We start from the raw sequence: 15,043 nt of genomic DNA, 5'->3' as shown, positions 1-15,043 counted from the left end.
CGCATCAGGCACCTCGCAGAGCGTCGCTGAGTTCGGCCGTCGGCTTCGTGCCGGCAGCGGCGCTGACCATCTGGTGGGTCACACCATCGGGTCGGTGAGCCTTGAAGGGCGAGAACATCTGGGGCTTGCTCAGGCGCTCGATCTCCCCGAGTTCCTCCACGATGGAGCGCACCTCGCCATGTCGATCGACGTAGTCGGCTGCGATCGCCTCCCATGCGTCGTTGGCGTGACGGCTCGGGCCGGCGGGCTGCTCGACCACGCGGCGCAGGATTGCTCGGGCCAGGACGGAGTCACCCATGGACTCCGCGCTCGCCATCAGTCGCGCAGCTTCCTCGGGCGAGGCGAGCTGGGCGGCCCGGTCCGCTGCGTCTCGCATGGAGATGGCGTGCGACCCAGCGTCAGCACCAGCTCTCGGGGTGTTGTACAGCTTCGACTCGAGCGCCGCGTACCGGGACGACAGCTCCGAACGCTCAGCCTCAGCCAGCTCGTCGAGCTTGCGCTGCGTCTTGTCGAAGAGCTCCGCGAGCTGACGGCTGCGGCCCTCATCCGACAGGTCCCGATCGGCGCGGAGCGCAGCGACCTTCTCGTTGTACTCGCGCTGAATCCGGTCGGCGGTCTCGCGATGCTTCAGGTTCGACACCCTCGACTCCTCACGCTGCTCGTGTTGCTCGGTAGTGCTCCAGGTCCTCGCGCTCAATCCGCCAGACCCCATTGACCTTCGTCGCCTTGAGCCGGCCCCGGGCGATGGCTTGCTGCACCGCCCGGGGACCGCCCCCTAGGAGGTCGGCCGCCTCGCTCGAGGTGACCCACGACCTCAACTCTGTGGGCTGTTCGTCCGTGTTCGTGAGGGGTGTTCGTGCCTGTGACGAACACCATTTGTCGCCGAGCGCTGAGACCGCGACGAGGTAGTTGAAGACAGTTGGGTGCTCACCTCGAGCGGCGATCCGAAGTGCCTTGAACTCTGGGCGTCGGATCATCCAGCCGGCCATCTCCGCAGTCAGGCGGTCCACCGTGTAGTCGCCAGGGCTAGTGATGAACTCCGGAGGCTCGGGGATGCGGCTCATCGCTCCTCACCGCCGCTCGAAGGATCAGGGACGAGGCGAAGCCGTAGTCGCCACCGTTGACCCGACCCTCGTCCTCGTCCCCCCTTAGGGAGGGGGACGAGGGACGAGGTAGGTCGAGGGTCGTCCGGGACGACGCGGGACGAGGCGGGGACGAGGGGACGAGGGCTAGTCATCCTGACCGCCTCCATCCCACGGCTTCAGCAGCGAGAAGGGCGTGCTGTCGGTGAGGTAGCCGTCGACCTGGAGGAGCGCCCGGGCCTGCCGGATGGAGGTGGCCTTGCCCTTCACGAGCGCTTCGATCTGGGCGCCCGAGAGCGGCTTGCCGGCCTTCTCGATCACCTCGCAGATCTGGCCCATCAGGTACGTGGGACGGAACTCGGTCGCGGCCGTCTCGACGGGCGCGGCGACTTCAACTTCGGCGAACCCCTCTCCGTGCGAGGTGAGCACCAGGTCGCCCATCCAGTGCAGGCCACTGGAATGCGAGAGCGCGTGCTTGCGAAGCTGCCCCGGCCGGTCCTTGGCAATCCGCAGGGTCGAGCGTCCGGTGAGTCCGACACCGAACGAGGTGCGGTTCTCCAGCACGTAGGCGGCACCGTCGAGGCCGTTGAGCTTGTGGACGGCGCCCAGGCTGTAGCGACCCCGAGTCTCGCTGGACTTGGTGACGTGGTCCAGCGAGACAGAGGCCGCCCCAGCAGCAGCGAGCCGACGCGGCAGCATTCGACCGAACTTCGCGACGTCGGAGTTGTCGTTCGGCGACAACCCATGCAGAGTCATCGCCTCGGTCACCCCGTCGACCACCCCCAAGGTCGGTCGCACGTCTCGGAGCAGGTCGGTGAGGTCGTCGAGATGGACGCCGGTGCCGAGCGCGTCGTCGGGCCGCACGTAGTGAAACCGCTCAGCGAGGGCCAGACGGTCGGCGCCCAAGGTGAGAAGTCGGCCCACGATGCCGCCCTCGTCGTCCTCGAAGTCGACGTAGACCACGCTGTTGCCGGCCTTGAGCTCGTCGAGGACAACGGACAAGCACAGCCAGGTCTTGCCGCCCTCGGACTCACTGGACACCGTGTGGACCTTGCCGGGGTAGAAGAGCCCTACCCCGTCCGAACGGCGCCCGACGCTGGCCTCCGGCGGCTGCCAGGAACCCTCGAGCACCTCGCCGAGGTCGACCGGCCTCCACGAGCGTCGGAACACCGGCTCCAGGGTCGTGACGACGTCGTCGGTCTGCCACTGGGTCATGCGACCACCCCGAGCGCGTCCATGACCTCAGGTGAAATCTTCGACAGCGGCGACACCGCCGCACGCGCTCGGCAAGCCCGTGCGACCTCGTCGAGCTCGCGCCAGCGCGCGCCAAGCTCAGCAGCGGACGCCTCGCCACGGAAGTCGGCCAGCGTCGGCCTGGCGGCCTCGAACTGTTCGGCCCGACGCAGCCAGTACGCGGCCATGGCCTCGTTGAGCGCGTCCTGTAGCACCCGGGCGCGGAAGTGGTCGAGGTAGTCGCCGCTCACCATCGCCGCTCCCCCGGGTCGGCGCCGGTGACTGTGACGTCGTAGCCGCGGAGTTCGGCCAGGGCCGCGAGATCGCGCGCGCTCTTCGGGGTCGTCGACCACGCCCGGGAACGGGTCAGCCAGACCGGCGGACGTCCGGTCATGTCGACCAGCAGTTGTCGTGAGCCGTGACCGGAAACCTCCGCCCAGTTGTCGCCGATCACGACCGCGAGATGGCCCCTCATCGGTCCTCACCTCGCAGGACGGTCCGCGCGCACCGGTCGACCGCACAGTGAATCGCGAACCGAGCAGCAGTCATGCGCTCGTCGAGCGTCAGCGCGGCGCAGCAGTGCGGGTCTATAGCACTTGCTACGCTGGAGTCGATCTTGATCGCCGTCGAGATGCTGGCCGCTTCCACCTCTGCCCGGGTGGGGCGGCTTTCTCGGTTCTCAGGCAGCTCCATCGAGACCACCCGTCTGAGCCAGCTCGGACTCTGCGGCCTCGGCAGTCGCGGTGAGCTCGCGAGCCTTGCGTCGGGCCTGCGCCGACTTCAGGGCGAGGCGCGCGAAGTGCGCCTCGCGGAGATGCGCAGCGCGGACCGGATCTCCGCCCGCAGCGTCGAGGAACTTCTGATCGAGCGCGGCGCGAGCGGGCGCTGTTCGCGCGGATCGATTCGGCGTCTGGGCCCACGACTCGTGCGCTGCGATCTTGGCAACCAACTGCCGCTCGGTTGCGGCATCCTTCTTGGGCATGAGCAGTCCTGTCGGACTGTCCGCGCTGCCTCAAGCTTGGTTGCGGTCCGGCCGCGAAGTTGCGGCTCAGGCTTCGACGTTGGTCAGTCTAGTCGAACGCTGTGCTGTCGTCGGGATGTTCAGCGTCACTCGGCGAGTCAGGCTTCAAGTCCGTCGGGCGCATGGTGCGTCGTCCGTGGTCGACCTTGCGTGGATCGAGCAGCCACGATCGCTGGCAGCTTCCGCACTCCGCCCGCTGAATGCCGTCGTCCGTCCAGCCGACTTCCCAGCCGAAGGAAGTGTCGCGCTCTACCCACGGGTCTCGTCGCACCCAGAGGTCCCCGCCCATGGTGCGCACGAGGTAGGCGACCAAGTGTCCCTTGGCATCGCGCACCTCCGTCGCGGAGGCTCGGCGGGCCTTCGACAGCCTCCCGCGATCGTCGATACACGCCCGCCACACGACGTCGGCTTCGAGGTTCACACCCGATCACCTCTCTTCATGCGCTGGGCAGCCGCCTTGGCGCGCGCGTCCGCGGCCGAGGCCCCGTAGCGCTCAAGCATGACGTCGGAGGTCCACCCAGCAAGGCGCTTGAGGTCGCGCTCCTGGCCTCCGTTCATCAGGAAGTCGTGCGCCCAGGTGTGACGGAACCGATGCGGGTGCAGGTCTGCGATGCCGGCCTGCTCCCCGCGGACCTTCATGCGCTCGCGTGCGCCGTCCGGACTGAGGGCGCCGCGTTGGGTGATAAAGAGAGCGTCGAGGTGTGCCCAGCGCTCTCGTGCGCGTACCCGGAGGTACCGGTCGAGGGCGCGTGTGGTGCGGGCGCCAAAGTAGATCGGCCGGACCTTGCGACCCTTGCCCTTCACGACAGCCATTCCCTGGTCGAGGTCGACACCGTCAACCGTCAGTGCGCACAGCTCGGAGACACGGATGCCTGCATCGAGCAGCACGCGGATCATGGCCTCGTCCCGGCGGTCGCGGAAGTCCTTGCCGGCACACGCTTTCATCAGCGCCGTCAGCTCCCCGTCAGAGAGCACGGGGACCGGCTTGCTCGTTGGCTCCGGCGGCGACAGCGTCTTCATCGGGTTCTCGTCGAGCTCCTCTTCGTCGACGAGCCACCCGCAGAACCGGAAGAGTCCGCGGTAGCGCGTCTTCACGGTGGAGGGCTCGTTCACCTCGGCGAGCTGGGCCAGCCATTCGCGGATGGCCGGCCGATTGAGCTCGTCGAGGTCCGCTGGTCGACCCTGCTCCTCGAGCCACTTCGAGAAGAACGTGATCGCCTGTCCGTAGATGGTGATCGTGCGCTCGGACTTGCCCTCCGCTCGAAGGTGGCGGGCAAAAGACCGGTGCAGGTCGGGAAGGCGAGCGGTCAAGATTGGGCCACCCTCCGGATCTCGCCGGCCACCTCGCCCTTCGCGTGCTGCCGCATCAGCCACTTGTTTGCGCTTGGATCAACACCCATGTAGACGTCCTCGTACTGCGGGAGCGACGCGAACTCCTCACGGCTTGGCGCAAACAGTCGACGCGTCGCGGGAAGCGCCGACGCGTCGGGCAGGGCGAGAAGCAGGCTCTCGCCGAGCTCGAATGCGGCACCATCACGGTCTGCCTGGGCAACTTGCTGTTGGAGGTTGATCAACAGATCGAGGTGATGTTCCCGCTCTCTGGCGATCCGCTGAGCGCGGAGCTGCTGTGTGAGTGCTTCGTCAGCTGCGCGCCGGTCACGACGGTTGATCAATAGGGCTGCGATGACCGCCGCGGCAGTCGCTAGCGCGCCGACGAACGTGCCGATCGAAGTAAGGACGTCCCAGCCGGAAGTCGCGAGAACGCTGACAAGAGAATCCATTGGGTGTAGGTTATCGCGTGAGTGAGCGCTGTGCTTGCTTACTCACGACGTGTCACACCATCGTCTTCCCAGTTCAGAGCGTTTTTCTTGCTGGGTTGAACCCTGGGCGGCTCGCCCGGCATCTTCGGGTAGTCCGGAGGGAAGTTGAGCTCGCCGCCGGGCAGCTCCTCCCACAGCCGGAGCAGCGGTTCGAGGGAGTACGCCGTGTCGTCGATGGTCGCCCACGGGTCGCCGTCGCGGACCCGGTCGGGCACCGTGAACAGGTTGTACTCGGCCGGGTCGGTGATGCCGGCCAGCTCCTCCCAGGTCACCGGCGTGGAGACCGGCGCGCCCGGCAGCGGGCGCAGCGAGTACGCCGACGCGATCGTCCGGTCCCGGTTGTTCTGGTTGTAGTCGACGAAGATGCGCTCCCCGCGCTCCTCCTTCCACCAGTCGACCGTCACGCCCCCGTCGCGGCGGGCCAGCTCGCGGCCGAACCCGATCGCGGCGTGCCGCAGGTCGGTGAACTCCCACTCCGGCTTGATCCGCACGAAGATGTGCACGCCCCGGTTGCCCGAGGTCTTCGGGTAGCCGGTGATGCCGAGCTCCTCGAGCAGCTCGCGGGCGACGCCGGCCACGCGTACGGCGTCCGCGAACGTCGTGCCCGGCTGGGGGTCGAGGTCGATGCGCAGCTCGTCGGGGTGGTCCACGTCATCGCGGCGCACCGGCCACGGATGGAAGACGAGCGTGCCCATGTGGGCGCACCAGACCGGCACGGCGATCTCGGTCGGGCAGATCTCGTCCGCCGTACGCCCGGACGGGAAGGTGACCTGGACGGTCTCGACGTAGTCGGGCGCGCCCTTGGGCACCCGCTTCTGGTAGAACGCGTCGGCGTCCTTGTCCTGCGGGCCGGTGGCGAGCTTCATGCCGGGCCGGACGCCGGACGTCCACCGCTCGAGGGCCGTCGGCCGGTCCCGCAGCGCCCGCATCAGCCCGTCGTCGACGCTCGCGAAGTACTCCGCGACCATCAGCTTGGTGACCTCGGGGGTGCGGTCGGTCGCCTCGTAGATCACCCGGTCCGGGCTCGACACGCGGACGACGCGGCCGCCGGCCTCGACCTCGGCGGCGGGTGGCTTCGGCATGGGACCGACCTTAGGACACGGGTTCCCCGGCGGAGCCGCACGACCGGTGGACTTCACGGACGGCGGGGCGGGTACACATAGCACGTGATCTCCCTCACCTACGTCAGCTCGGCCACCGACCTGCTCGACACCACCGGCCTGGTCGACCTGCTGGTCGACGTCCGGCCCCGCAACGAGGAGCGCGGCGTGACCGGGATGCTGCTCTACAGCGGCGGCAACATCATCCAGAACCTCGAGGGGCCCGACGACGTGGTCGACGCGACCTTCGCCTCCATCGAGCGGGACCCGCGCCACCGTGGCGTGCTCGTCGTGCTGCGCGAGGAGGTCGAGGAACGAGGGTTCCCGGACTGGTCGATGGGGTTCCGCGAGCTCGGCGGCGCCGACCTCCAGGGCGTCAGCGGCTTCACCGACTTCCTGCGCCGCCCGGTCGGCTCGGGCCTGGGCGACAGCTCGCGCGCGGCGTACCGGCTGCTCGAGCTGTTCCGCGAGAACATGCGCTGACTTGGTGCCGGCACCTTGCCGTCGGTGGGGGTTGCGAACGACAGGCGGCGAACGGGGCGGTGGGCGGGGGTTGCGGTCTGCTCCCGGCTCACCGTTGGTCGAGCTTGTCGAGACCCCGTACGGCGAACGCGGCGCCCTCGCCTGTCAGCACCCCGCGGTGGGCTCGGGGTTGCGGCCGCGCGATGTTCGGGTCGTGTGCCTGAGACCGCGCTATAGCGCGTTCTCAGGCACACGACCCGGCACAGCGGGGGTTGCTCCATGGAAGTGCTCAAAACCCCTGGGTAACAGGTCCTGCTACTCCGGCCGTTCGCGCACCCGGGCGATCAGGTCGGTGGTGGAGATGGAACCGCTCCGCGGGACCAGCCGGAGCCGCCCGGTGCTCGCGGCCGGGCCGTACACGTCGGCGGCCACCTCGTCGTCGACGTCGTCGCCGTGCACGACGAGCGTCAGGTCGTGCTCGTGGAGGAACTCGGCGGTGAGGCGGAGCGGGGCGCCCGGGATCACCTCGTCGACATAGCGGCAGGACTCGATCACCACGACCCGCTCGGCCAGGGTCATGATCGGCCGGCGCTTGTACGCGGCGGCCGCGTCGTCGGACAGGACGCCGACCACCAGCTGGTCGCCGAGCTCGCGCGCGGCGCGCAGGAGGGCGACGTGCCCGGCGTGGAACAGGTCACCGACCATGTCGACGTAGACACGGACGGGCTCGGCCATGCCGTCAGCCTACGAAGACAGCCGGCACCGCCGTCACGGGCGCGGCGAGAGGACGACGACCGCGGTCTCGTGCGGCCGGCGCGCGGCGTACCCGTCGAGGTTCTTGTCGACCAGGGCCCAGCGGGCCCAGAGCCGGGCGCGCTCGTCGCCCATGGCCCGGTGCGCGAGCACCGGGCGCTCGCCGTCCTTGGTCCGGACCGTCGCCTCCGGGTGCGCCTGCAGGTTCAGCCACCACGCGGGCTCGGGAGCACCCCAGCCGTTCATCGCCATCGTGACCAGGTCGGGGCCGTCCTCGAGGTACCCGACCACGACGCGGCGGGGCTCCCCGGAGCGCCGCCCGGTGGTGGTGAGCCACAGCGCGCCCCAGCCACCCGGCTTCGGGCGCCAGAGCCCGACCCGTCCACGCGTCAGGCGCAGGAGCGCCCGGTGCGCGTGCCAGAAGGCCACGACGAACCAGCGAGGCGGTAGCACGCCTCCAGGGTCGGGTCCGGGAGCCCGCGGCCGCCAGAGGACAAGGTCCTCAGAGCAGCGAGTTCGGCTGGAACGTCGGCCGCGGGTCCTCGTCGTACGCCGTGGGCCGGACGAACTCGAAGCCCGCGGTCGTCACCAGCTCGCTTTCGGGCCGGTCACCCAGCGACGCCGCGCACGCGAGGTGCATCGGCGGCAGGTGGAACGCGTTGCGGCCCACCTCCGCCGTGGTGCCACGGAACGCGATCGGCCGGCCCAGCGACTCACCGCAGACGCCGCAGATCCGGCTGAGCGCACACTGGGTGACCCACTTCCGAGTGGTCAGGCGCTGGGTCAGGAGGCGGTGCGCATCCATCCACCCAGCTCCTTCCTGCGCGGCGGCCGCTCGGCGTCGGTCTTCCGCTTGCGGTCGCGAGACGGCGTCGGCGGCTCCGGCTGGTCGCTCGAGGTCATCCGGTTCGGCAGCGACAGCTTCATGATCGTGCGCAGCGCCTGGCCGTACTGCCGGTACAGCGGACCGGTCGTGTAGGGCAGGTCGTACTTGTCGCAGAGCTCCTGGACCCGCACCGAGATCTCGGCGTACCGGTTGCTCGGCAGGTCGGGGTACAGGTGGTGCTCGATCTGGAAGCCGAGGTTGCCGCTGAGGATGTGCAGCAGCGGGCCGCCCTTGAAGTTCGCGGCGCCGAGGATCTGGCGCAGGTACCACTCCGAGCGGGTCTCGTCCTCGATCTCCTCCTCGGTGAAGTGCATCGCGCCGTCCGGGAAGTGGCCGCAGAAGATGATCACGTAGGACCACAGGTTGCGGATCACGTTCGCCGTGAGGTTCGCGCTCAGCGTGGTCTTCCAGTTGCGCCCGGACAGCGCCGGGTAGACGACGTAGTCCTTGATGACCTGGTTACGACCCTTGCGGAAGATCTGCTTGAGCTGCCGCTTCATCTCCTTCGGGTCCTTCTCGCCCTTGCGGATCCGCTCGATGTCGAGGTCGTGCAGCGCGACGCCCCACTCGAACAGCAGCGCGAGCAGGCTGTTGTAGACCGGCTGACCGAGGTTGAACGGCGACCACTTCTGCTCGCGGGCCATCCGGAGGATGCCGTACCCGATGTCGTTGTCGTAGCCGAGCACGTTCGTGAACTGGTGGTGCACGTAGTTGTGGCTGTGCTTCCACTGCTCGGCCGGCTGCGCGGTGTCCCACTCCCAGTTCGAGGAGTGGATCTCCGGATCGTTCATCCAGTCCCACTGGCCGTGCATGACGTTGTGGCCGATCTCCATGTTCTCGAGGATCTTGGCCAGCGCGAGCATCGAGACGCCCGCCGCCCAGGCCGGCTTGCGGTTGGACGCGAAGAGCGCCACCCGGCCGGCCGCGGCCAGCGACCGCTGGATCGTGATGATCCGGTTGATGTACGCCGCGTCCGCGGCGCCCCGCGACTCCTCGACCTCCGCGCGGATCGCGTCGAGCTCGCGGCCGATCTGCTCCACCTCCTCGTCGGTGAGGTGGGTGTACTCCTGGACGTCCGAGATCGCCATGTGGGTCAGTCCTTCCGGTTGGGTGGTTTCGAGGCTCGCTTCGCTCGCACCTCGACCACCGTGGATCAGATGTCGAGCGTGCAGTCGCCCACCGCGGCGGTGACGCAGGTCTGCACCTGTTCGTTGGGCTGGTCGAACTCCTCGCCGTTGCGCAGGTCACGGACCTTGCCGCTGACGAGGGTGAGCGTGCAGGTGTGGCAGATGCCCATCCGGCAGCCGTACGGCATGCCGACGCCGGCCTCCTCACCGGCTTCGAGGACGGTCGTCGCGCCGTCCGCCTCGATGGTCTTGCCGGTGGTCCGGAACGTGATCGTGCCGCCCTCGCCGCCGTCGCCGCCGAGCTCGAGCGAGAACCGCTCGAGGTGCAGGTGGTCCTCGAGGCCCGCCGCCTCGAAGTGCTCGGTGATCGCGTCGAGCATCGGCGCCGGCCCGCACGCGTAGGTCTCGCGCTCTCGCCAGTCGGGGCAGATGTGGTCGAGGTCGGCGAGGTCGAGCATGCCGTCGGTGTCGGTGTGCAGGCGGTGGATCGTCAGCCCGTCGTACGTCTCCTCGAGCCGGTCCAGCTCGTCGCGGAAGATCATCCGCTCCGGGGTCGGCGAGGAGTAGTGCATGACGACGTCGGGCATCGGCGTGCCGTCCTTCTGCGCGCGCCGGTCCAGCGTGCGCAGCATCGCCATGACCGGCGTGACGCCGCTGCCGCCGACGAGGAACAGCATCTTCGCCGGCGGCGGCTCGGGCAGCACGAAGTCGCCCTCGGGCAACGCCAGCCGCACGATCGTGCCCGGCGCGAGGCCGTTCACCAGGTGACTGGAGAGCTTGCCCTCGGGCATCGCGCGCACGGTGATCGTGATCGTGCGGCCGTCGCGCCGCGGGGGCGAGCTCACCGAGTACGAGCGCCACTGGAAACGCCCGTCGACCTGTACGCCGATGCCGACGTACTGGCCCGGGCGGTGGTCGTAGCGCCAGCCCCACCCGGGGCGGATCACCAGGGTCGCCGCGTCGTCGGTCTCCGGGCGGACCTCCTCGACCCGCCCGCGCAGCTCGCGCTCGCTCCAGAGCGGGTTGAGCAGGCGCAGGTAGTCGTCGGGGTGCAGGGGGGTCGTCAGCTTGGCCCCGGCGGTGCGGAGCCGGGTCCACGGGATGGTGGCGGCCATGCGACCCCAGTGAACACTTGTTCTCTGAATGGGTCAACTACCCTGAGGGGTATGGCTTACCCCGTGGAGAAGACCGACGAGCAGTGGCGCGAGGAGCTCTCGCCGGAGGAGTACGCCGTCCTCCGCCAGGCCGGGACCGAGCGCGCGTTCACCGGCGAGTACACCGACACCGAGGCCACCGGCGTCTACCGCTGCAAGGCGTGCCAGGCCAAGCTCTTCGAGTCCGACACGAAGTTCCACTCCGGGTGCGGCTGGCCGTCGTTCTACCAGCCGATCACCGACACCATCGAGTACCTCGAGGACAACTCGCACGGCATGAAGCGAGTGGAGGTCCGCTGCGCGAACTGCGGCTCGCACCTCGGCCACGTCTTCCCCGACGGGTACGGCACGCCGACCGGCGACCGCTACTGCATCAACTCGATCAGCCTGACGCTGGAGCCCGCCGACGGGCAGTAGCGGGGTGGACCAGACCAACGGGTGACGGCTCGGCAAACCCGCCCCGCCGCCCGCCGGGCCGGAGCATCGTGCTGTGCATGACCACGACCCCCCTCTCCCCCGCCGACGGCCTGCGCGGACTGTGCGGCGGCCGGGTCCATCTCCCCGGTGACCCCGGGTACGACGCCGCGCGCACCCCCTGGAACCTCGCCGTCGACCAGCGCCCCGCCGCGGTCGCCGTCCCCCACTCCGCCGACGAGGTCGGCGAGGTCGTCCGGGCCGCGGTCGCCGCCGGCCTCCGTGTCGCTCCGCAGAGCTCCGGCCACGGCGCCGGCCCCCTCGGCGAGCAGGCCCTCGACGACGTCGTGCTGGTCCGCGTGCACGAGCTCACCGGCGTCACCGTCGACCCCGACGCGCGGACCGCCCGGGTCCTCGGCGGCACGCTCTGGCAGGAGGTGGTGGCCGCCGCGGCGCCGCACGGGCTGGCCGCGATGCACGGCAGCTCCCCCGACGTGTCGGTCGCCGGCTACCTGCTCGGCGGCGGGCTCTCGTTCTACGGACGCCGGCACGGGGTCGCCGCGAACAGTCTGCGCGCGGTCGAGCTGGTCGCCGCCGACGGCTCGGTGGTCCGCGCCAGCGCCGAGGAGAACCCGGACCTGTTCTGGGCGGTCCGCGGCGGCGGCGGCAACTTCGGCGTGGCCGTCGCGTTCGAGATCGACCTGCTGCCGTACCCCGACGTGTACGCCGGCATGCTGCTCTGGGACCGCGAGCGCGCCCCCGAGGTGATGCGCGCCTGGGCGGCCTGGACCCGCGACGTCCCGGAGTCGGTGACCACGTCGTTCCGGGTGATGAGCTTCCCGCCGCTGCCCGACCTGCCGCCGTTCCTCAGCGGCCGCCAGCTCGTCGTGGTCGACGGCGCGGTGCTCGAGGACGACGACCGCGCGGCCGAGCTGCTCACCCCGCTGCGCGAGCTCCAGCCCGAGATGGACACGTTCGGCCGGATACCGGCCGTCGGGCTGACCGGCGTCCACATGGACCCGCCCACGCCGGTGCCCGCGGTCAGTGACCACACCGTGCTCGCGGACCTGCCCGAGGAGGCGATCACGGCGTACCTCGGCGAGATCGGCCCCGGCACGACGACCTCGCTGCTGTTCGGCGAGCTGCGGCACCTCGGCGGCGCCCTGGGGCGGCCGGCCGAGGGCGGCGGCGTGGCGTCCCACCTGGACGGCGAGTACGCGCTGTTCGCGGTCGCGGTGGCGCCCTTCCCGGAGGCCGCCGCCCAGGGCCGGGCGGACGCCGCCGCGCTCTGCGCGGCGCTCGCGCCGTGGAGCACCGGCTCGCTCGTGCTGAACTTCACCGAGACCGACGTGGACCCCGCCCCGATGTACGGCGACCGCTGGGAGCGGCTGCGCTCCGCCCGTGCCGCCGCGGACCCCGCCGGGGTCTTCGTCGGGCACCACCCGGTCGGCTGATCGGGCGGCGCGAGGAGGTCAGGGCAGCCGCTCGACCAGCTCGGCGATCCCGACGCGGGCGCCGGTGTAGAACGGCACCTCCTCGCGCACGTGCCGGCGGGTCTCGGAGCCGCGCAGGTGGCGCATCAGGTCGACGATCCGGGACAGGTCGTCGGCCTCGAACGCGAGCAGCCACTCGTAGTCGCCGAGGGCGAAGCTGGAGACGGTGTTGGCGCGGACGTCCGGGTAGTCGCGGGCCATCCGGCCGTGCTCGGCGAGCAGCCGGCGGCGCTCCTCGTCCTCGAGGAGGTACCACTCGTAGGAGCGCACGAACGGGTACACGGACACGTGCGCCTTGACCTCCTCGTCGGCGAGGAAGGCGGGGACGTGGCTCTTGTTGAACTCCGCCGGCCGGTGCAGCGCCATCTGCGACCACACCGGGTCGAGGCGGTAGCCGAACGCGGTCCGGCGGAAGCGGTTGTACGCGTCCTGGAGCTGCTCGGAGGTCGCCGCGTGCCACCACACCATCAGGTCGGCGTCGGCGCGCAGGCCGGAGACGTCGTACACGCCCCGGACCACCACGTCGGACTCGGCGAGCTCTGCGAACAGCTTCTCGACCTCGGCGCCCTCGGCCGCGCGGTCCGCTCCCTCCTCGGGAGGGCCCAGCGGGTCGGCGAGCGCGAAGACCGACCACATCGTGTAGCGGACGGTGTCGTTGATCTCCCGGGTCTTCTGGGCCTTGCTCATGCCCCCATTGTCGCCCCGGGCTCAATCCCGCCCGTAGCCGGCCTCCCGGTGGTGATGAGCGATCGCGACCGACGTTCTCGGGCCCGCTGTCCCGCGGGACAGGGACAACCGGGCAGACTCGGTGCCGATGACGACCCGGATCGTGCGCATCGCGATGTGGTCGGGACCGCGGAACCTGTCCACGGCGCTGATGCGCAGCTTCGAAAGCCGCGCGGACTGCTCCGTCGTGGACGAGCCGCTGTACGCGGCGTACCTGCACGAGACCGGCCTCGACCACCCCGCGCGGGACCAGGTGATCGCCTCGCAGCCGACGTCCGCGGCGGCCGTCGTCGACGCGCTGACCTCCGGCCCGGTGGCGACGCCGCTGCAGTACCAGAAGCACATGACGCACCACCTGCTGCCGTCGGTGCCGCGGGCCCCGCTCGCCGCCCTCGCCCACGCCTTCCTGGTGCGCGACCCCGAGCGGGTCCTGACGTCCTACGCGAAGGTCCGCGGGGAGCCGACGCTCGAGGACCTCGGGCTGCCCCAGCAGCGGGAGCTCTTCGAGACGTACGGCGGGCCGGTGGTCGACGCCGCGGACGTCCTCCGCGACCCGCGCGGGACCCTGACCCTGCTCTGCTCGGCGCTGGGCATCGCGTTCGACGAGGCGATGCTGTCCTGGCCCGCCGGGCGACGCGACACCGACGGCGTGTGGGCGCCGCACTGGTACGCCGGCGTCGAGGCGTCGACCGGGTTCCGCACTGATGGCGGCTCGGGCGACCCCCTGCCGGACCGCCTGGTGCCGCTGCTCGAGCGGTGCCTGCCCTACTACGAGGCGCTCGCGCCGTACCGACTACGGGTGGAGGACTGATGTTGCAGACGTGGGACGAGCGGAACCGCGACCTGGTCGTGGGGATCGACGACCGGCTCGTGCACCGGGACCAGGCGGGCATCAGCCCGTTCGACTCGGTCGTGCAGGGCGGCGACGCGGTGTGGGAGGGGCTGCGGCTGCACCGCGGCCGCATCTTCAAGCTCACCGAGCACCTGGCCCGGCTGCGGCGTTCGGCCCAGGCGCTGGCGTTCGCGTCGGTGCCGCCCGACGAGGAGATCACCGACCGGATCCGCGCGGTCGTCGCCGCGAACTCGATGACCGACGACGTGCACATCCGGCTCACGCTGACCCGGGGCGTCAAGATCACCAGCGGCATGGACCCGCGCCTCAACCAGGCCGGGCCGACGCTGATCGTGCTGGCGGAGTTCAAGTCGCCCGTGTACGACGACAGCGGGATCTCGCTGGTCACCTCGTCGGTCCGGCGCACCCGGCCGGACTCGCTGGACCCGAAGATCCACCACAACAACCTGCTGACCTCGATCCTCGCGAAGGTCGAGGCGAACGTCGCCGGCGCGGACGACGCGCTGATGCTCGACGACCAGGGCTTCGTGGCCGAGACCAACGCGACCCACGTCTTCCACGTGCAGGACGGCGTGGTGCGGACCTCCACCACCCGCGCCTGTCCCGAGGGGATCACCCGCGAGACGATCCTCGAGATCTGCGCGGCGACGGGCATCCCGACCGGCGTCGGCGACTACTCGCTGACCGAGGTCTACAACGCCGACGAGGTGTTCGTGACCGGCACCATGGGCGGGGTCACCCCGGTGCTCACCGTCGACGGCCGCACCATCGGCGCGGGACGGCCGGGGCCGTACGTCGCCAAGCTGGCCGCGGCGTACCTCGACCGCACCGCCACCGAGGGCACGCTCGTCGGCTAGGTGTGATGCCCAGGCACGTTGTGCGATCGGATACGGCGAGCCGTAGATAGGTGAAGGCCTCC

Annotated in this window: 21 protein-coding genes; 5 read left to right on the top strand and 16 right to left on the bottom strand. The window is 70.3% G+C overall.

Translation table 11 applies throughout. The features are described 5' to 3' along the window. Positions 1–4: 4 nt before the first annotated feature. The 10 genes from ABD086_RS18290 to ABD086_RS18245 all read right to left on the bottom strand — a co-directional run bounded on the left by ABD086_RS18290 (position 5) and on the right by ABD086_RS18245 (position 6,238). A complete protein-coding gene (locus ABD086_RS18290; protein ID WP_343909046.1) occupies positions 5–640 on the bottom strand; it encodes a hypothetical protein in 636 nt (211 codons plus the stop codon). A 10-nt stretch (positions 641–650) separates the two neighbouring features. After that, positions 651–1,064 carry a helix-turn-helix domain-containing protein gene (locus ABD086_RS18285; protein WP_343909045.1) on the bottom strand — a complete coding sequence of 138 codons (414 nt, stop codon included), beginning with the start codon at positions 1,062–1,064 and terminating at the stop codon, positions 651–653. 165 nt (positions 1,065–1,229) lie between these two features. After that, complete coding sequence (locus tag ABD086_RS18280) at positions 1,230–2,297, bottom strand: AAA family ATPase (protein WP_343909044.1); 1,068 nt, start codon at positions 2,295–2,297, stop codon at positions 1,230–1,232. Then, on the bottom strand, positions 2,294–2,566 hold the full coding sequence (locus ABD086_RS18275; RefSeq protein ID WP_343909043.1) for a hypothetical protein: 273 nt from the start codon (positions 2,564–2,566) through the stop codon (positions 2,294–2,296). Before ABD086_RS18275 ends, ABD086_RS18280 begins: the two co-directional genes overlap by 4 nt. Next, positions 2,563–2,769 carry a hypothetical protein gene (locus ABD086_RS18270; RefSeq protein WP_343909042.1) on the bottom strand — a complete coding sequence of 69 codons (207 nt, stop codon included), beginning with the start codon at positions 2,767–2,769 and terminating at the stop codon, positions 2,563–2,565. The genes ABD086_RS18275 and ABD086_RS18270 overlap by 4 nt, the downstream gene beginning before the upstream one ends. Positions 2,770–2,994: 225 nt before the next feature. Next, positions 2,995–3,297 carry a hypothetical protein gene (locus ABD086_RS18265; RefSeq protein ID WP_343909041.1) on the bottom strand — a complete coding sequence of 101 codons (303 nt, stop codon included), beginning with the start codon at positions 3,295–3,297 and terminating at the stop codon, positions 2,995–2,997. 88 nt (positions 3,298–3,385) lie between these two features. Then, positions 3,386–3,757, bottom strand: a complete 372-nt coding sequence (locus ABD086_RS18260; RefSeq protein WP_343909040.1) for a hypothetical protein — start codon at positions 3,755–3,757, stop codon at positions 3,386–3,388. Further along, the gene (locus ABD086_RS18255; protein ID WP_343909039.1) at positions 3,754–4,647 is read right to left on the bottom strand and encodes a tyrosine-type recombinase/integrase; all 894 of its coding nucleotides are present in this window, start codon (positions 4,645–4,647) and stop codon (positions 3,754–3,756) included. Before ABD086_RS18255 ends, ABD086_RS18260 begins: the two co-directional genes overlap by 4 nt. Then, a complete protein-coding gene (locus ABD086_RS18250) occupies positions 4,644–5,117 on the bottom strand; it encodes a hypothetical protein (RefSeq protein ID WP_343909038.1) in 474 nt (157 codons plus the stop codon). Before ABD086_RS18250 ends, ABD086_RS18255 begins: the two co-directional genes overlap by 4 nt. Positions 5,118–5,155: 38 nt before the next feature. Further along, complete coding sequence (locus ABD086_RS18245; protein WP_343909037.1) at positions 5,156–6,238, bottom strand: DNA polymerase domain-containing protein; 1,083 nt, start codon at positions 6,236–6,238, stop codon at positions 5,156–5,158. Positions 6,239–6,322: 84 nt separating this feature from the next. Here ABD086_RS18245 and ABD086_RS18240 point away from each other — a divergent pair, with 84 nt between their 5' ends. Next, positions 6,323–6,739, top strand: coding sequence for a BLUF domain-containing protein (locus ABD086_RS18240; RefSeq protein ID WP_343909036.1), 417 nt, complete (start codon positions 6,323–6,325; stop codon positions 6,737–6,739). Positions 6,740–7,033: 294 nt separating this feature from the next. Here ABD086_RS18240 and ABD086_RS18235 read toward each other — a convergent pair whose 3' ends face one another. The 5 genes from ABD086_RS18235 to ABD086_RS18215 all read right to left on the bottom strand — a co-directional run bounded on the left by ABD086_RS18235 (position 7,034) and on the right by ABD086_RS18215 (position 10,599). Continuing rightward, entirely contained in the window at positions 7,034–7,453 is a 420-nt protein-coding gene (locus ABD086_RS18235; RefSeq protein WP_343909035.1) for an adenylyltransferase/cytidyltransferase family protein, read from the bottom strand. A gap of 33 nt (positions 7,454–7,486) precedes the next feature. Next, positions 7,487–7,924, bottom strand: coding sequence for a nitroreductase/quinone reductase family protein (locus ABD086_RS18230; RefSeq protein WP_343909034.1), 438 nt, complete (start codon positions 7,922–7,924; stop codon positions 7,487–7,489). Between the two features lie 49 nt (positions 7,925–7,973). Continuing rightward, positions 7,974–8,276: a hypothetical protein gene (locus tag ABD086_RS18225; protein ID WP_343909033.1), complete on the bottom strand. Its 303-nt coding sequence runs from the start codon at positions 8,274–8,276 to the stop codon at positions 7,974–7,976. Next, positions 8,255–9,445 (bottom strand): fatty acid desaturase family protein, encoded by a 1,191-nt coding sequence (locus ABD086_RS18220; RefSeq protein WP_343909032.1) that lies wholly within the window; start codon positions 9,443–9,445, stop codon positions 8,255–8,257. The genes ABD086_RS18225 and ABD086_RS18220 overlap by 22 nt, the downstream gene beginning before the upstream one ends. 65 nt (positions 9,446–9,510) lie before the next feature. After that, entirely contained in the window at positions 9,511–10,599 is a 1,089-nt protein-coding gene (locus ABD086_RS18215; protein ID WP_343909031.1) for a ferredoxin reductase, read from the bottom strand. Between the two features lie 51 nt (positions 10,600–10,650). Here ABD086_RS18215 and msrB point away from each other — a divergent pair, with 51 nt between their 5' ends. Both msrB and ABD086_RS18205 read left to right on the top strand, forming a co-directional pair. After that, positions 10,651–11,055 (top strand): peptide-methionine (R)-S-oxide reductase MsrB, encoded by a 405-nt coding sequence (gene msrB / locus ABD086_RS18210; RefSeq protein ID WP_343909030.1) that lies wholly within the window; start codon positions 10,651–10,653, stop codon positions 11,053–11,055. 77 nt (positions 11,056–11,132) lie between these two features. Then, positions 11,133–12,506 (top strand): FAD-binding oxidoreductase, encoded by a 1,374-nt coding sequence (locus tag ABD086_RS18205; protein ID WP_343909029.1) that lies wholly within the window; start codon positions 11,133–11,135, stop codon positions 12,504–12,506. Between the two features lie 18 nt (positions 12,507–12,524). Here the strand turns inward: ABD086_RS18205 and hemQ are convergent, their stop codons facing one another. Beyond that, positions 12,525–13,232: a hydrogen peroxide-dependent heme synthase gene (gene hemQ / locus ABD086_RS18200; RefSeq protein ID WP_343909028.1), complete on the bottom strand. Its 708-nt coding sequence runs from the start codon at positions 13,230–13,232 to the stop codon at positions 12,525–12,527. 127 nt (positions 13,233–13,359) lie between these two features. Between hemQ and ABD086_RS18195 the strand changes: the two genes are divergently transcribed. Both ABD086_RS18195 and ABD086_RS18190 read left to right on the top strand, forming a co-directional pair. Next, the gene (locus ABD086_RS18195) at positions 13,360–14,082 is read left to right on the top strand and encodes a sulfotransferase-like domain-containing protein (protein WP_343909027.1); all 723 of its coding nucleotides are present in this window, start codon (positions 13,360–13,362) and stop codon (positions 14,080–14,082) included. Further along, positions 14,082–14,981, top strand: coding sequence for an aminotransferase class IV (locus ABD086_RS18190; RefSeq protein WP_343909026.1), 900 nt, complete (start codon positions 14,082–14,084; stop codon positions 14,979–14,981). Before ABD086_RS18195 ends, ABD086_RS18190 begins: the two co-directional genes overlap by 1 nt. Positions 14,982–15,043: the final 62 nt, after the last annotated feature.

The organism is Nocardioides aquiterrae, assembly GCF_039526625.1.
In the GTDB taxonomy this organism is placed as follows: Bacteria; Actinomycetota; Actinomycetes; order Propionibacteriales; family Nocardioidaceae; genus Nocardioides; species Nocardioides aquiterrae.
The sequence above is the reverse complement of the archived record's forward strand: the minus strand, read 5'-3'. Positions and strand labels throughout refer to the sequence as shown.

What these genes read in the sequence shown, in the direction of transcription:
- ABD086_RS18285 (WP_343909045.1), bottom strand. Translation starts at nt 1,064, where the DNA reads ATGAGCCGCATCCCCGAGCCTCCGGAGTTCATCACTAGCCCTGGCGAC.
- ABD086_RS18280 (WP_343909044.1), bottom strand. Translation starts at nt 2,297, where the DNA reads ATGACCCAGTGGCAGACCGACGACGTCGTCACGACCCTGGAGCCGGTG.
- ABD086_RS18265 (WP_343909041.1), bottom strand. Translation starts at nt 3,297, where the DNA reads ATGCCCAAGAAGGATGCCGCAACCGAGCGGCAGTTGGTTGCCAAGATC.
- ABD086_RS18250 (WP_343909038.1), bottom strand. Translation starts at nt 5,117, where the DNA reads ATGGATTCTCTTGTCAGCGTTCTCGCGACTTCCGGCTGGGACGTCCTT.
- ABD086_RS18245 (WP_343909037.1), bottom strand. Translation starts at nt 6,238, where the DNA reads ATGCCGAAGCCACCCGCCGCCGAGGTCGAGGCCGGCGGCCGCGTCGTC.
- ABD086_RS18235 (WP_343909035.1), bottom strand. Translation starts at nt 7,453, where the DNA reads ATGGCCGAGCCCGTCCGTGTCTACGTCGACATGGTCGGTGACCTGTTC.
- ABD086_RS18225 (WP_343909033.1), bottom strand. Translation starts at nt 8,276, where the DNA reads ATGGATGCGCACCGCCTCCTGACCCAGCGCCTGACCACTCGGAAGTGG.
- ABD086_RS18220 (WP_343909032.1), bottom strand. Translation starts at nt 9,445, where the DNA reads ATGGCGATCTCGGACGTCCAGGAGTACACCCACCTCACCGACGAGGAG.
- ABD086_RS18215 (WP_343909031.1), bottom strand. Translation starts at nt 10,599, where the DNA reads ATGGCCGCCACCATCCCGTGGACCCGGCTCCGCACCGCCGGGGCCAAG.
- msrB (WP_343909030.1), top strand. Translation starts at nt 10,651, where the DNA reads ATGGCTTACCCCGTGGAGAAGACCGACGAGCAGTGGCGCGAGGAGCTC.
- ABD086_RS18205 (WP_343909029.1), top strand. Translation starts at nt 11,133, where the DNA reads ATGACCACGACCCCCCTCTCCCCCGCCGACGGCCTGCGCGGACTGTGC.
- hemQ (WP_343909028.1), bottom strand. Translation starts at nt 13,232, where the DNA reads ATGAGCAAGGCCCAGAAGACCCGGGAGATCAACGACACCGTCCGCTAC.
- ABD086_RS18195 (WP_343909027.1), top strand. Translation starts at nt 13,360, where the DNA reads ATGACGACCCGGATCGTGCGCATCGCGATGTGGTCGGGACCGCGGAAC.
- ABD086_RS18190 (WP_343909026.1), top strand. Translation starts at nt 14,082, where the DNA reads ATGTTGCAGACGTGGGACGAGCGGAACCGCGACCTGGTCGTGGGGATC.